This window comes from Sanyastnella coralliicola (assembly GCF_030845195.1).
Lineage (GTDB): Bacteria > Bacteroidota > Bacteroidia > Flavobacteriales_D > Sanyastnellaceae > Sanyastnella > Sanyastnella coralliicola.
In genome coordinates, this window is sequence record NZ_CP132543.1 from 3901154 (window position 1) to 3916718 (window position 15565).

The window sequence follows — 15565 nt, forward strand, 5'->3', positions numbered from 1 at the left end:
TTTACTGGAGGACTACACAAAAGGTTATGTTTTGAGGGCACTTTTTTCAGAATTGTCCTACAAGCCTTGTCAGACGCTGACTTTCAAGACAAAAAAAATGTGCATCCAATTTAGATGCACAAAAAAAGGCCCCGACTTTCGCCGGGACCCGAGCCAATTGTATGGCCAGCCTTAGTTGTTCGGTACGATCGTGCCTGGAATGATCAAATGGATCTCCGCACGTCGGTTCAGTCTATGTTGTGTTGAATTACAGTCGACACCATCAAAACAGTCGTTTACTGGTTCTTCTTCTCCAAGAGATACAATCTTGATGCGAGAGGCATCAATGCCCATGGAGGCGAACTTTTTCTTGGTGCTTTCTGCTCGTCGTTGAGAAAGTCGTTTGTTATAGGAAGAACTACCTCTTGAATCGGTGTGTGCCCGAATCTCCATTTCCATCTCAGGATGTGAGATCATTTGTTGGGCGATTTCTTCGACTTTAAATGCTTCTTGTTCCGAAACGGTACTCTTGTCGAATCCAAAATAAAGGTCTTCTGCGTGCACGATGGTTGAACTACCTGCCACGCGTATGTCTCTACCCTCTTCGGCGTAAGCCAAAAGCTCACCAGCATCTTCAGCTGTCACCACTCCACCTTCGGTGGAAGCCATCAAGGCGGCTACCAAAGTGACTTCGGTATCAGTATTTTCCTCCATTTGAGGCTCTTCGTTGAGCGCCAAATTCCAGTTGTCTGCCGGTTGAAGGAATCGCAGATGACCTTCATCATCTGTAACGTATCGCGTTTGTTGAACTCCGTCGGCATCTTTCCATGTCATCGCCTGCATGTGCCCAGGAGCAATCTTGAATTCCGCGCTAGCGTCTTTCGTATTGAAAGCTTTGACAGAACCTGTTTCCAAGTCTTTAATGAATACACGCGTACCAGGTGCAGGACAATGAGGTGACAATGGATTCCACTGCGCCATCAAGTATTGCTCGCCTTCGGCTTCTTCCGCCGGATAGTCAGCATGGTCAGTCAAATTCTTGTCTTGCCAATATTTCGTTGGGATCTTCTTTTTACGATAAGTGCCGGTTCGGTAAGCGTTCAATTCCGCATCAGCGAGGAAAGACTCACGATTTGGACTATCATAAACGTACTTCAAACCATAAGGTGTCTCTTCAGGTTTGCAGTGCATGACCATCGGATTTCCATCTTGCTGCCATGTAATTTCATAGGTGTCTTGACCATTGAATTCTGCCTGGAAATGTCCGCGCATTGCAGATTTTACCGCTAACTCATCTGTTGTCAAGTTTCGAACTTCTACCCGCTCAGGGTAAAGCGGATTACCACTAGGATCCATCAGTACAATTTCAGCTTCAATGATCTCATTCATCTTTTCCCAGAAGAAAAGGTCATCTCCACCGAGCGTTACATCACGATTAGAAGTAAAGTATCCATATTCTCCACCCATGTACACCAGACCGAAATCATCATCACGGCTATTGACAGGCATTCCAGGGTTGGTTACCACCATCGGATTCATGTTGATGTCTGCAAAGAAAATGTCCAAACCACCAAGGGTAGGGTGTCCATCTGATGCGAAACAGAATGTTCCATCAGGAGCAAAGGAAGGGTAGATCTCATTTCCTTCGGTGTTTACCTCCATGTCAAGCGGACGAGGAGTATCCCAGCGATTGAATTCTTCGAGCCAATCGCAGTAATAGATGTCCATTCCGCCCATTCCACCTTTTCGGTTGGAACTAAAAAATAGCTTCGAACCATCTGGAGAAATCGCTGGGTAAGCGCAACTCGTCAGGTCGTCATTGTGCTCAAAGACAGGGACTTCCATCCAAACGCCTTCGATCATCTTATAACTCAAGATCATTGAAAATACAGCACCTTTCTCATCAAGCGCAGGTTCGCCTTTCTTGGCGAGGAATTTCGTTACATACAACACTTCGCGTTCAGCATCAAAGCATGAAGGACCTTCATTGAAACGTGAGTTTACTTGTCCTTTCAATGGCTCAGCTGATACAAGATTGAAAACGTCATCTACAGTAGTTTGGTAGAGGTCATAGTTCTGTAGAAAACGCTTGTGTGGGTACCATCCTTCGTCAATACCCGTGGCAATAGGTACAATCAATAGATCATTGTACTTCGTTGGACTAATCAAGGCGCGTTGCTCGTTGGCCCCAATGCCTTGCACTTGATATTCATGCTTGTCGATCTCAAGGTCGGCATAGTACTTCGGGTCACTCATCACGCGTTTTGAACGGGAGTCACCTGGGATTTGAGTCTGATACTGCTGCATCCAATACGTTGCAGCTTCATATTCGCCCAGGCTACGATGAACCTCACTACAATAGTAGTAATCCAAGGCGTCGTATGAACCCATGTCTACAGCCTGTTTATAGTACTCCTTAGCTTCTTCAGGAACGCCCATCAAACGATAGCAATCGGCGATTCTACGAAGTACAAAGGCACTTTCAGGATGTTTTTGATGAACACGATTGAACTCTTCAAGAGCATCGAAATAATCGTACTCAATGAAGAGAATCTCACCCTTTCGGGCCCACTTAGGAATGTCTTCTGCTGCGAATGTCGAAACGCTGAGCAAAAGCAATAGGATGGCGCTTAAGTGTTTCATAATTATAGACTTCTACAAAACGAATGTACTCTCAGTGTTGCGCCTGGTTGGTAAGCTGGAGGACGATGCCTCTGTGGGGAAATTCTGACATCCTGATGCTTTGAAGAATCAATCTTCGCAAGATGCTTAGACGTTAAAGTGTGTCAATATCCTAGAAGCACTGTGAGCGCTGGCTTTTCACGCTGATCGCGGAAGCGGAATTCTAGCTCAGAATTCATTATCTTCGCACACTTTCAAAAAGCACAAAAATGTCTGCTAAGTACCCTGAATACAAGAACCTTGATCTCCCAGCAGTGGCTGAAGAGGTCTTAAAGATCTGGGAAGATGAAAAGGTTTTTGATCGTAGTATGACCACGCGAGAAGGGAAGGAACCATTCGTATTCTTCGAAGGACCGCCCTCTGCTAACGGTATGCCTGGAATTCACCACGCATTGGCTCGTGCTATTAAAGACATTTTCTGTCGTTACAAGACCTTGAAAGGTTACCAAGTAAAACGTAAGGCTGGTTGGGATACCCACGGTTTGCCGGTAGAGCTTGGTGTGGAGAAGGAATTAGGGATCACCAAAGAAGATATCGGTTCAAAGATCACGGTTGAAGAATACAACCAAGCTTGCCGAACGGCAGTGATGCGCTACACTGATGTATGGAATGATCTGACCCTGAAAATGGGCTACTGGGTTGATATGGATGAGCCATATGTGACCTACGAAAACAAGTACATCGAATCCGTATGGTGGTTGCTTAAGCAGTTGAGCGACAAGGGAATGCTTTATAAAGGTTATACCATCCAGCCATATTCGCCGAAGGCAGGTACGGGGTTGAGTTCACACGAGTTGAACCAACCGGGTACTTATCGAGATGTGAAAGATTCAACGATTGTCGCTCATTTTCTCGCTAGCGCGGAAGGGCGTACTCGCCTGCAGGAGTTGGCAACTGATGGCACAATCACAGACAAAACAGGTCTACTAGCCTGGACGACCACTCCGTGGACGCTTCCTTCGAATACGGCTTTGACTGTTGGTCCAAAGATCGATTACGTCATCGTCAATACGACAAATAAATACACTGACGAGCCGATCACCGTAGTGATGGCCGAAGCCTTGATGTCAAAGCACCTTCCAGTGAAGAAAGGTGTCGAGTTTGAGGTGATTGGAAAATGTATAGGAGCTGATCTTGTTGGAATCACCTACGAGCAACTCCTTGATTGGGCAACACCAATGGATGATGCGGAACAAGCTTTCCGAGTGATTCCTGGTGATTTCGTGACTACTGAAGACGGTACAGGTATCGTTCACACGGCGCCTACCTTTGGTGCTGATGATGCCAAGGTGGCGAAAGATGCCGGTGTTCCTCCACTGCTCGTTGATGATGGCACTGGAAAAGGAGTTCCATTGGTTGACCTTCAAGGACGCTTCATTGCCGGTCCTTACGAAGGCAGCTATGTGAAAAATGAATACTACGACGAAGGCGAGGCGCCAGAGAAGTCAGTTGATGTACTGATCGCCATTAGCTTGAAAGAGCGTGGCTTGGCCTTCAACGTTGAGAAATACGAGCACAGCTACCCACATTGTTGGAGAACAGATCGTCCGATCTTGTACTACCCATTGGATAGCTGGTTCATCAAGGCTACCGCGGTAAAAGACCGCATGGTGGAATTGAATAAAACCATCAACTGGAAACCGGCGGCTACAGGAACAGGGCGTTTCGGTAACTGGCTTGAGAACTTGAATGACTGGAACTTAAGTCGTTCACGTTTCTGGGGTATTCCAATCCCAATCTGGAGAACAGAGGACGGGAACGAAAGCGTAGTGATTGGTTCTGTAGAAGAACTGAAGGCAGCATGTGAAAAGGCTGTGGAAGCAGGAGTAATGGATGCGAATCCACTTGCTGATTTCACTCCTGGTGATATGTCGCAAGAGAACTACGACAAGTTCGACCTGCACAAACCGTACGTAGATAAGATTGTATTGGCTTCTTCTTCAGGAGAGCCGATGCGTCGTGAATCTGACTTGATCGACGTTTGGTTCGATTCAGGTTCGATGCCTTACGCGCAGTGGCATTATCCATTTGAGAACAAAGAACTCATCGATGAAGGGAAGTCTTTCCCAGCTGATTTCATTGCTGAGGGGGTTGATCAAACACGTGGATGGTTCTACACCTTGCACGCTATCGGAACTATGTGTTTTGATTCTGTGGCATACAAGACAGTAGTATCTAACGGACTGGTTCTAGACAAGAATGGACAGAAGATGTCTAAGCGTCTAGGAAATGCGGTTGATCCGTTTGAGACATTGAAGAAATACGGACCGGACGCCACACGCTGGTACATGATTACCAATGCGCAACCTTGGGATAACCTCAAGTTTGATGTCAACGGGATCACAGAGGTACAGCGAAAGTTCTTCGGTACGCTTTATAACACTTACAACTTCTTTGCACTGTACGCGAACATTGACGGCTTCAGCCTGAAGGAAGCGCCAGTTGCGATGGAAGACCGTCCAGAACTTGATCGTTGGATCTGGTCGAAACTGCACACCTTGATCAAGGAAGTTGACCAAGCGTATGCTGACTTCGAACCAACACGCGCCGGACGTTTGATTCAAGAGTTTACTGTAGATCAGTTGTCTAACTGGTACGTACGCTTGGCAAGACGTCGATTCTGGAAAGGAGCCTACAACAGCGATAAGATTTCAGCTTACCAGACACTGTACACGTGTTTGGAGACGATCTCTCTGTTGGCAGCACCTATTGCTCCGTTCTACTCTGAGAAGCTCTACCGTGACCTTGTGGCGGTAACAGGAAGAACAGAAGAGAATTCAGTGCATTTGGCTGATTTCCCTGAAAGCGACGCTTCTTGCATCGACGAGGCACTCGAAGAGCGAATGGATATCGCTCAACGTGTGACGTCTATGGTGCTCGGTCTTCGTAAGAAGGAGCGCCTTCGTGTACGTCAACCGCTTCAGAAGATCATGATCCCAATCTTGAGTGAAGGATTTGAAGAGCAGTTGAAGCAGGTAGAAGGATTGATTCTTTCCGAATTGAACGTGAAAGAGCTCGAATACCTGCACGACACTGGAGTGTTGGTGAAGCAGATTAAGCCGAACTTCAAGGCTCTAGGGCCGCGCTTTGGTAAGCAGATGAAGGAAGTAGCCGCAGCCGTTGGGCAGATGGATCAAGATGACATCGCTTCTCTCGAGAAGGATGGCAGTTTCAAGATCTCCATCTCAACTGGTGAAGCTGACGTCCACCTGAGTGATGTCGAAATCAGCTCACAGGATATCCCTGGTTGGTTGGTAAGCGCTGAAGGTGGGTTAACCGTAGCGCTAGATATTACGTTAACAGAAGAATTAAAGAACGAGGGAATCGCTCGAGAGATGGTGAACCGTATCCAAAACCTGCGTAAAGACAGTGGTTTGGAGGTGACCGATAAGATTGCCTTGTACATTGCGCGCACCGACGCAATCGAAGAAGCGGTGGCGAGCAATTTGGAATATATTTGCCAGGAAACTCTGGCAGGAAAATTGGAGATGGTTGATAGCCTAGACAATGGCCATCCGGTAGAAGTGAGTGATGAAATCTCTACCGAAATCTCTATTGAAACACTAAATTAATTGATGCAGCGATGGCAGAAGTAAGATACTCTGATAGCGACTTGAACGAATTTGCAGAACTCATTAATGAGAAGCTGGTTCAAGCACGCCAAGATCTTGATCAGTTGAAAAGATCTCTATCACACGAAGACGATAATAGTACAGACGATACCTCACCAACTTTCAAAATGATGGAAGATGGTTCAGAGACAATGAGCCGTGAAGAAACAGCTCAGTTGGCAGCACGCCAGGAGAAGTTCATTCGTAGCTTGGAAAACGCTCTACTACGCATTAAGAACAAGACTTACGGTGTTTGCCGTGAAACAGGGAAGTTGATCTCAAAAGAACGTCTTCGCCTAGTTCCTCATGCTACTTTGAGCATCGAAGCAAAGAATCGTCAATAAATTTCTCTTTAAGTCGTTGTGTCTAGTGCACAACCTTTGCCCATGTTAAAACGCGTACTCCTCGTCGTTGGATCAGTCTTGCTGATCGACCAGATCGTCAAGATTTATATCAAGCTGAATTTTCGGATTGGAGAACGCTTCCCTGTACTCAAGGATATCTTTGAGATTCACTTCATAGAGAACAAGGGAATGGCTTTCGGAATGGAGATTCCGAGCGCATGGGGGAAAATCGCATTGAGTCTGTTCAGGATTGTTGCGGTGGTCGTCATCTCGCTGTATTTGAGACGAATCATCCGTGAAGGGGCCCACAAAGGTTTTGTGACCTGCGTGGCCTTAATCCTCGCGGGCGCCGTTGGGAATATTATCGATAGTGCATTCTATGGTATGTTGTTCAGCACGAGCAGCATCGTTCAAGCGGCTACCTTCTTACCTCCAGATGGTGGATATGCTCCTTTCCTTCATGGTGATGTAGTGGACATGCTCCACTTCACCGTCAAATGGCCGTCATGGCTAGGGGGTAATGGAATCAACGAAATCTTCCCACCGATCTTCAATATTGCCGATGCGGCGATCACAGTCGGTGTCATCTGGATTCTAATTAGACAGCGTGTCTACTTCGCTAAACCTGAAGAGGAGAAGAGCGAAGAGCCAGAAGTTGCTGGAAATCCGGAAGAAGGAGCGGTACAGACTTAATTCGGAGCTACCCAATCACCATGTTCATCGATCAGATTGATCAATTCTTGAACGGCTTCATCTTCAGGGACATTCTTTTTTACCACCTCTTTCTCCTTGTATAGACTGATCTTTCCTGGACCGGTTCCTACGTATCCGTAATCAGCATCGGCCATTTCTCCTGGTCCATTTACAATACAACCCATGATCCCAATCTTAATACCTTTCAAGTGGCTGGTGGCGTTGCGAATCTTCGCGGTGGTCTCTTGAAGGTCAAACAGCGTACGTCCACAACTTGGACAAGAGATGTACTCTGTCTTTGAGATGCGTGTTCTCGTGGCTTGAAGGATTCCGAATAGGGTGTCATTGACGAGCTTAGGTGCCATATCAGGAGCAAACGCCCATACCCCGTCTCCGAGTCCATCAATGAGCAAGGCTCCAAGATCAGTTGAGGCATGCAACAAGAAGTGATCCTTGTCGATGTTGTGATATGCTCGTTTTGTAATTACCGGAACATCGCATCCGCCATGCAATAGCTTGAAATATGCTGTGCGCTGTTCTACCATTCCATGTTGGTGGTCAGTTACCAAAACGAGAATAGCTGTTGGGTCAGCTTTCAGTTGACTGATGAATTGCTCGTTGAGGTCATTCAGTGAGGCCTCAATGAAATTGATATCAGCCGAAGCAGGGCCTTTTTCAAGGTAAGCTGCAGCCTTCCAGAGCGGGTAGTGTCGTGTTTTTGCCTCCCAATGGTCAGCGTCTACAATTACGCCTAAGGTTCCTGGAATTTCAAAGTCAAGCGAGCGCGTGCCTGCATAGACCAAATCACATGCTGCATCTGTCATGCTCCACTTGTCGAGCTTGATAGAGTACATGTATCCTCCGGCGAAAAGTGAGGCAGGAATGATTTGATCTTTGTGGCTTAAATCAAGAACAACAGCAGGCACGTGCGGCTTACCGAAGTTTAGAACTTCGCGTGAATCTCTTCGGTGGTATGAGAAAGGATCAATCGCCATCTCCATCGGTTCGATGGGTGCGTGTCCAGCTCTATTCATGTATCGCTCCGCGAGCATGCGTGCCACTGGAATTTCAGCTTCCGGCTCTTCAGTCAATGAAACACGAATGGTATCACCGATTCCATCTTCGAGCAAGGCGCCAATTCCGATGGCCGACTTGATGCGTCCGTCTTCACCGTCTCCGGCTTCAGTCACTCCCAAGTGCAGCGGGTAATTCATGCCTTCCTCTTGCATGGTTTTCACCAACAAGCGGTAAGCTTGAATCATTACCTGAGGGTTGCTGGCCTTCATACTGATCACCAGATCGTGATAATCGTTATCACGGCAGATGCGTAGGAACTCCATCGCTGATTCAACCATGCCAAGCGGCGTGTCTCCATAACGCGACATAATGCGGTCTGAAAGTGAACCATGGTTAGTTCCAATGCGCATAGCACGTCCGAGGTCACGGCATTTGATCACCAGTGGAGTGAATCGTTCGCGAATACGATCTAGCTCTTCGTTGTAAGAAGCGTCAGTGTAGTCGATTTCCTGGAAGCGCTTCTTGTCAGCGTAGTTTCCAGGGTTGACGCGGATTTTTTCAACGTAATCAGCAGCGAGTTCTGCTGCGTTTGGAGTGAAGTGAATGTCAGCTACCAATGGAGTATCGAACCCCTTGGCTTGCAAACCGGCTTTGATGAGTTCCAGGTTGGCGGCGTCTTTCTTACTCGGTGCGGTGATACGAACCAATTCACAACCAGCCTCAATCATGCGGATAGACTGCGCAATGGTTGCTTCAGTATCCATGGTGTCTGTGGTAGTCATTGACTGCAAACGGATAGGTTGATCACCGCCCATTTTCAGTTGACCAATACTCACTTCGCGTGTTTTGAAACGCTGATAATTGAAGGGATCGCTGCAGTACTGCATTGTAGCCGTTTTCACTTCCATATGGCAAGGTAACACCATGCCGCGGAAATTGTTGTATTCCGTGGGGATTCCTTAACGTTTGATCAAGATGATCTCGATGCGTCGATTCGCTTCGTTTTCCTTACGGTTCTTCGGATCTTTGTAGATCTTGTCGGTACCACCTTTCCCTTCACATGTGATGCGATCTTCCGATACACCTTGCATCACCAAGAAGTCGCGGATCGATTCCGCGCGAGCGAGAGAAAGATGCTTACCATTCTTGTAAGCCACCTTTTCAGGATTCGACTTGGCAGCGCGCTTGAGATATTTCTTACCCATGTGTCCGTTGACATGGCCTTCGAGAAGGATGTCGTACTCAGGGTGGTCGAGGAGGTACTGAGCAACATCCAGCAGCGTGCTTTCCGACTCATCGAGGTAGATAGCACTATTGCCTTCGAAAAGGATGTTATTGAGCGTGAAGCGCATTTCATCACCATTCTTGCGTGCCGTCATAGACGCGGGCAAGGTCTCTTCTTTAAACTCTTCAGGGAAAAGCGCTCGAGGCGGATCAACCAAAAATGGACCTTCCTTTTCAACGAAATACGCAGTAATGCGAACGCAGTCAGCCTTGGCGTGGCCTTCGTCATTTCCATTGAAAGGCTGCATTTTGATTTCGAAAACGCTTTGATTTTCTGGGAGCTTTTGAGTGAGGAAATCATAGACCACCATGCTGCGGTCTTGTGCCAATTTCATGGTGTAGTAATCCAGCTCCCCTGCCTCACAAAGGCTAGAGATGTCTACCTTTTCCACAATGAAGTCGTCGCTTAGGGCAAAGAATTCGCCCAGCGTCTTTCGCGCTTCTAGGGAAAGTTCGGTACTGTTTTCACCAAAATCGACCATGCGTTCCATCTTAATGGCCGCCAGCGATGAGGTGCTTAACAGTGCTAAACACAAGATTGACAGTACTTTTCTCATAACAAAGCTCAACAGGGTGGAGGATGTGAACTTAGTCAGGGTCACTCAGGTTAAATTTAAGAAGAATTAATATGCGCTGACGAGGCGAAATGCCGAACTTTCAACAAGCTATGCTTGGAATACGCTTTTCAGAACACACCCCCGAAAAAGATCAACGAAGTCGCTTTGAACGCCTGAAAGATATCTTCCTGGAGTTGGTAACGCACACCTCTGGAGATGTTGATGAGGCATTCGATTGGATGAAGCAATTGGATCAAGAATACTCGCTCTTTGATGACGAGTACACCTTTGATGATTTTGTAGACGAGTTGAAACAACGCGGTTACTTGCGTGACCCTGATCGTCAAGGTCAAGGACCTGGTCTATCATCAAAAGGGGAGCAAGAGATTAGACAACGTGCATTAGACCAAATCTTCGGCAATCTCAAGAAAGGAGGGAGCGGGCAGCACCGCACCCGACATATTGGAGGAGGAGACGAAGCCACAGAAGACCGTAGACCTTTCCGTTTCGGCGATAAGCCAGAACAGATTGATTTTGCAGAAAGCTTCAGGAACGCTCAAATCAATCACGGGTTAGATAGCAATATCTGGCTCACCGAGAATGATTTGGAGGTGGTTGAACGAGAGTATCGATCGATGACGTCGACGGTGTTGATGATAGATATCTCACATTCGATGATCCTCTATGGAGAAGATCGCATCACTCCTGCGAAGAAGGTGGCCATGGCCTTGAGTGAATTGATCATGCGCAAGTATCCGAAAGACACGCTAGATATTGTAGTCTTTGGAGACGATGCATGGGAGGTTCAGATTAAAGACCTGCCGTACCTGAATGTTGGTCCATATCACACCAATACGGTTGCGGGGTTGGAACGTGCTATGGATATTCTCCGTCGCAGAAAAACGGCGAATAAGCAGATTTTCATGATCACCGATGGTAAGCCTTCGTGTTTGATTGAAAACGGTGAATTCTACAAGAATAGCTGGGGCCTAGACCCATACATCGTTGGAAAGTGCTTGAATCTCGCGCGGCAATGCCGCAAGCTGAAGATTCCGATCACCACTTTCATGATCGCCTCAGATCCATACCTCCAACAGTTCGTGGAGGATTTTACAGAAGCAAATAATGGCCGTGCTTTCTTCACCGGCCTCCAAGGTTTGGGAGACATCATGTTCTCTGACTTTGAAAAGAACAGAAGAAGGAAGCTTTAAAACAGCATGGAAACAAAAGAAATGACCTCCATCACCACATTAGGTGAACTCAAGAATAGCGGATACGTGAGTAAAACCGTTCGCGATGAAATGCGTGACAATCTCATTGTTCGACTTCGTAACAACGAGCGCGTATTTAGCGGTATTCAAGGATATGAGGAAAGCGTGATCCCAGAGATTCAACGTGCAATATTGGCACGTCACAACATGAATTTACTCGGACTCCGCGGTCAGGCGAAAACGCGTTTAGCGCGCCAAATGACCGAACTACTAGATGAGTACATTCCAGTATTGGCGAGCAGTGACTTGAACGAAGATCCGCTCACACCATTGACCACTAAGTCGCAAGCGGAAATCGCTGAAAAAGGCGATGAGACTCCGATTCGTTGGATGCATCGCAGTGAGCGATACGTAGAGAAGCTAGCAACACCCGACGTAACAGTAGCAGATTTGATTGGAGATGTTGATCCGATTAAAGCGGCTAACCTACGTCTCGATTACAGCGATGAGCGTGTGATTCACTTCGGATTGGTGCCACGTGCGCACCGATGCATTTTTGTGATTAACGAGCTACCTGATTTGCAGCCGCGTATTCAGGTGGCGCTCTTCAATATCCTTCAAGAAGGAGATATTCAGATTCGTGGATTCCAGTTGCGTTTGCCATTGGATGTTCAGTTCGTGTTCACAGCGAACCCTGAAGATTACACGAATCGTGGGGCCATTATTACCCCATTGAAAGACCGTATTCAGTCGCAGATTCTGACGCATTACCCGCGTTCATTAGATATTTCAAAGACGATTACCCAGCAAGAAGCGAAGATCAATGAGGCGCAGCGCGACGCTGTACAAGTGCTTCCATTGATGGAGGATTTGGTGGAACAAGTTTCTTTCGAAGCGCGTGAATCTGAATTCATTGATCAGAAATCGGGGGTTTCAGCTCGATTGACAATTTCAGCTTTTGAAAATTTAGTCAGCACGGCTGAGTTGAGAGGATTGAAGAATGGTGATGCGAGCACGAAGGTTCGTGTTGCAGACCTGCTCGGGATTGTTCCTGCGGTCACAGGTAAAGTGGAATTGGTTTACGAAGGAGAACAAGAAGGACCACAAGGCGTAGCGCTGCATCTAGTCGGAAAGGCGATTCGAACGCGATTCCCTCAGTCTTTTCCTGATCCTGAACTCGCTAAACGCGGAAAAATCGAAGATCCTTATGTGAAGATCACGGATTGGTTTTCTGTAAACCAACTGGAGATCATGCACTCTGATAGCGACATCGCCTATCAAGAGAAGCTACACATGATTGATGGTCTTGAAGAGGTAGTAGATCGCTATGTGCCTGATGCCGGTGAAAGCAAACTGCTATGGATGGAATTCGTGCTTCACGGATTAGGTGAATACAGCCTGTTGAACAAGCACGTATTGGAGAATAAGGTCAGCTTCAGCGACCTTTTCAATAACCTATTCTCTCCAGGAGAAGAGGATTAAGACTTTTCAGGATATACGATTCGAACGGCCTTTGGGTCTTTCGGATCGTATTTCACTTCTACTTCCGTACCCACTGGATATTCAGGTTGACCCTCGCAGCGATCGTCGCTTGCATGCGTAATCTCCGTGCCTTCGTGATCAATGTATTTGATGATGGGCTTGTAGATGGTTTTCCCTTTTTGCTTCGCACTCATCCAGTTCACAATCACACCACGAACTTTTTTCGCTCGTCGATCAAAAAAAATGACAGGTCCGAGACGCCAAACGAGAATGGCCACTACGGCAACAATACATAGAATGCTTAGGATCCACTTTACTTCTTCGCTCATTATAATCTTCGATGCTTGGTGCAAGGTACTACATAGAACGCGGGGTGAAAAAGAAAGAGCTAACGCGTTCGTTAGCTCTTCCCAACCGAGTACATTAGTAAACCAAAATCAATGTACGACTATGAAGTCGTCGTCTCATCGACGTCGATACCTGATAAATGGATTATCAGTGTTTTCTGACATGGATTACGGGGTGTTTCCTTCAAAGTTTCAGGAGAGGGCAAAAAAAACAGGACAACCTTTCGATTGCCCTGCCTAACCTAACTTTAAACTATGTGCAAATGAATACTTACACTAGCACCTTGAATATTTTGAAAGCATGAAATGCCGTATGCTTCTGATTCCAAATGTAGTTGATGCACCTTCGTCCATATGCTGCACGCGAACTAGAAGTGAACAGAAAACTGTGGATAGCTTGTTGAAAACCTCTAGAGCCCTTGGTATACCTGCGTGAGAGCGATCGTCTTACATAGCATTCCGTACACAGACTCGAGTAGAATTGTGCGCATTTTTACCGAATCAAATGGTCTACGAGCCTATTTGGTTCGAGGCGTGGGGAAGAAAAGATCGTCTTCGAATGCGCTACTTCAGCCATTATCATTGGTTGAGATCACAGAACGTGAACGCAGTCGAGGTTCCCTGTATCAAATTGCAGAGCACAAGCGCGCCGTGGTGCTTACTCACATGAGCATTGAGCCGTACAAAGGCATGTTGGCCATGTTTATGGCCGAGCTGGTTCAACACTGCATCGCTGAAGACCACGCGCATCCTGAACTGTTTGATTACCTCTGGAATACAACTCAAATGATGGACATTGACGACCAGCCGGGTGTTTATGCCATCCTGTTAGCTGGCCGCTTGATGAAGTTTTTGGGGGTCATGCCTGATGAAATGCCACTGGGTTTCAAGCAAGAAGAAGGTTTTCTCGATTTGGCTTCTGGTCATTGGAGTTACCGTGCGCCCTTGCATAATGCCGTGATCGAAGGCCAATTAGGAAGTTATTTACGTAATAGCTGTGCTGAATCACCTGAGGCGTTTCGTAGGTATTCGCTAACGCGGAACGACCTGCGGTCTTTATTAGATGCTCAGGTAAAGTACCTTCAACTGCACATTAATGATCAAAGAGAATTGAAATCACTAGAGGTTTTACGCGAGGTCTTTGCGTGACGCTTCAATTGCTACTTTTGCCCTATGCTTTTTCGCGACGTCATCGGACAAGAAGAACTCAAGAGAGGATTGAGAGAACGCGCCCGTCAAGGGATGATTCCTCATGCCAATCTGTTTTTGGGGGAAGAAGGCGCTGGCCCATTCGCCTTGGCTATGGCGTTAGCGCAATACATGAGCTGTCTGCACAGAACGGATGACGATAGTTGTGGTGAATGTGATTCGTGTAAGAAGTTCACAAGCTTCCAGCATCCAGACATGCACTTCACCTATCCGATTTATACGAAGGGTGATGTTTCTAAGAATGTCAGTACCAGCTTCAATGAAGAGTGGCGAAACTTTATCATTGGAAAGCCCTACCCGACATTCACGTCATGGATTGAGCACCTAGATGCCGCTGGGAAGAACATGGAAGTCTTCGTTGGAGAAGCTGAAGTGATCTCAAGAAACATGGCACTCCGTTCGTACGAAGGAGGTTACAAGTTTCAAGTGATCTGGTTGGCGGAGTATCTCAGACCGGAAACCGCCAATAAGCTCCTCAAAACAATTGAAGAACCAACCGAAGGAACCATTTTCCTCTTGGTAGCTTCTTCTTCTGATCGCATGCTGTCCACCATCCTTTCGCGAACACAATTGGTGAAAGTGAACGCCATTGCCGACGAAGATTTGACGGGAGCGATTCAACAACGCCACGGACTAGATCCTCAGCAAGCGCGTGATTTGTCGCAATTCGCCGAAGGTGATTATGCGAAGGTGCTGGCTATGCTGAACAATGCTGAGGGACAAAAAGAACTTCTTGGCCAGTTCACCTCTTGGATGCGGGCCTGTTACAAGCGTGATGCTTCTGAGCTCGTGAATCTGTCTGCAGCCTTGGGAGGAGCACCCAAGCAATCACAACGTCAATTCCTTTCGTATGCCTTGCATTTTGTGCGTCAGTGCATCGTCAATAATTACGGTCAAACAGATTTGGCAAGGTTCACCAGTGAAGAAGGGGCTTTCGCTTCGAAATTTGCTCCGTTCATTCACCACGGCAATGTGCTACGCATTACTGAACTTTTGAATGAAGCAATGTCTGATCTCTTCAGAAATGCGAATGGAAAGATGGTCTTCATGGACCTTTCACTCCGTCTACACCACGAACTACACCGCCCTCAGTAGTATTCACGACAAAAGGTTAATCAAATCATACTTCGGCCTCATCTGAGCCGTTTG

At 46.9% G+C, this 15565-nt stretch carries 11 protein-coding genes; 7 read left to right on the plus strand and 4 right to left on the minus strand.

From position 1 onward, the window contains the following. Positions 1 to 171: 171 nt before the first annotated feature. The gene (locus RA156_RS15915) at positions 172 to 2622 is read right to left on the minus strand and encodes an OmpA family protein (RefSeq protein ID WP_306641519.1); all 2451 of its coding nucleotides are present in this window, start codon (positions 2620 to 2622) and stop codon (positions 172 to 174) included. A 248-nt stretch (positions 2623 to 2870) separates the two neighbouring features. Here RA156_RS15915 and ileS point away from each other — a divergent pair, with 248 nt between their 5' ends. From ileS to RA156_RS15930, 3 genes are read left to right on the plus strand one after another with little or no spacing between them, the layout of a single operon-like run. Next, the gene (gene ileS / locus RA156_RS15920) at positions 2871 to 6233 is read left to right on the plus strand and encodes an isoleucine--tRNA ligase (protein WP_306641521.1); all 3363 of its coding nucleotides are present in this window, start codon (positions 2871 to 2873) and stop codon (positions 6231 to 6233) included. An 11-nt stretch (positions 6234 to 6244) separates the two neighbouring features. Beyond that, positions 6245 to 6616, plus strand: a complete 372-nt coding sequence (locus tag RA156_RS15925; RefSeq protein ID WP_306641523.1) for a TraR/DksA family transcriptional regulator — start codon at positions 6245 to 6247, stop codon at positions 6614 to 6616. Between the two features lie 42 nt (positions 6617 to 6658). Beyond that, entirely contained in the window at positions 6659 to 7309 is a 651-nt protein-coding gene (locus tag RA156_RS15930; protein WP_306641525.1) for a lipoprotein signal peptidase, read from the plus strand. On the opposite strand, the gene ispG is transcribed toward RA156_RS15930, so the two are convergent. Continuing rightward, complete coding sequence (gene ispG / locus RA156_RS15935) at positions 7306 to 9234, minus strand: (E)-4-hydroxy-3-methylbut-2-enyl-diphosphate synthase (protein ID WP_306641527.1); 1929 nt, start codon at positions 9232 to 9234, stop codon at positions 7306 to 7308. The two genes, RA156_RS15930 and ispG, sit on opposite strands and share 4 nt — an antisense overlap. A 51-nt stretch (positions 9235 to 9285) precedes the next feature. Then, complete coding sequence (locus RA156_RS15940) at positions 9286 to 10167, minus strand: OmpA family protein (protein WP_306641529.1); 882 nt, start codon at positions 10165 to 10167, stop codon at positions 9286 to 9288. Positions 10168 to 10277: 110 nt separating this feature from the next. Between RA156_RS15940 and RA156_RS15945 the strand changes: the two genes are divergently transcribed. Together RA156_RS15945 and RA156_RS15950 are read left to right on the plus strand one after the other, a co-directional pair. After that, positions 10278 to 11378 carry a vWA domain-containing protein gene (locus RA156_RS15945; protein WP_306641530.1) on the plus strand — a complete coding sequence of 367 codons (1101 nt, stop codon included), beginning with the start codon at positions 10278 to 10280 and terminating at the stop codon, positions 11376 to 11378. A gap of 6 nt (positions 11379 to 11384) precedes the next feature. Next, the gene (locus RA156_RS15950) at positions 11385 to 12860 is read left to right on the plus strand and encodes a P-loop NTPase family protein (RefSeq protein ID WP_306641532.1); all 1476 of its coding nucleotides are present in this window, start codon (positions 11385 to 11387) and stop codon (positions 12858 to 12860) included. On the opposite strand, the gene RA156_RS15955 is transcribed toward RA156_RS15950, so the two are convergent. Continuing rightward, entirely contained in the window at positions 12857 to 13189 is a 333-nt protein-coding gene (locus RA156_RS15955) for a DUF3592 domain-containing protein (protein WP_306641534.1), read from the minus strand. The two genes, RA156_RS15950 and RA156_RS15955, sit on opposite strands and share 4 nt — an antisense overlap. Before the next feature lie 501 nt (positions 13190 to 13690). On the opposite strand from RA156_RS15955, the gene recO reads away from it, so the two are divergent. After that, complete coding sequence (recO, locus tag RA156_RS15960; protein WP_306644188.1) at positions 13691 to 14356, plus strand: DNA repair protein RecO; 666 nt, start codon at positions 13691 to 13693, stop codon at positions 14354 to 14356. A 24-nt stretch (positions 14357 to 14380) separates the two neighbouring features. Then, a complete protein-coding gene (locus tag RA156_RS15965; RefSeq protein WP_306641536.1) occupies positions 14381 to 15511 on the plus strand; it encodes a DNA polymerase III subunit in 1131 nt (376 codons plus the stop codon). Positions 15512 to 15565: the final 54 nt, after the last annotated feature.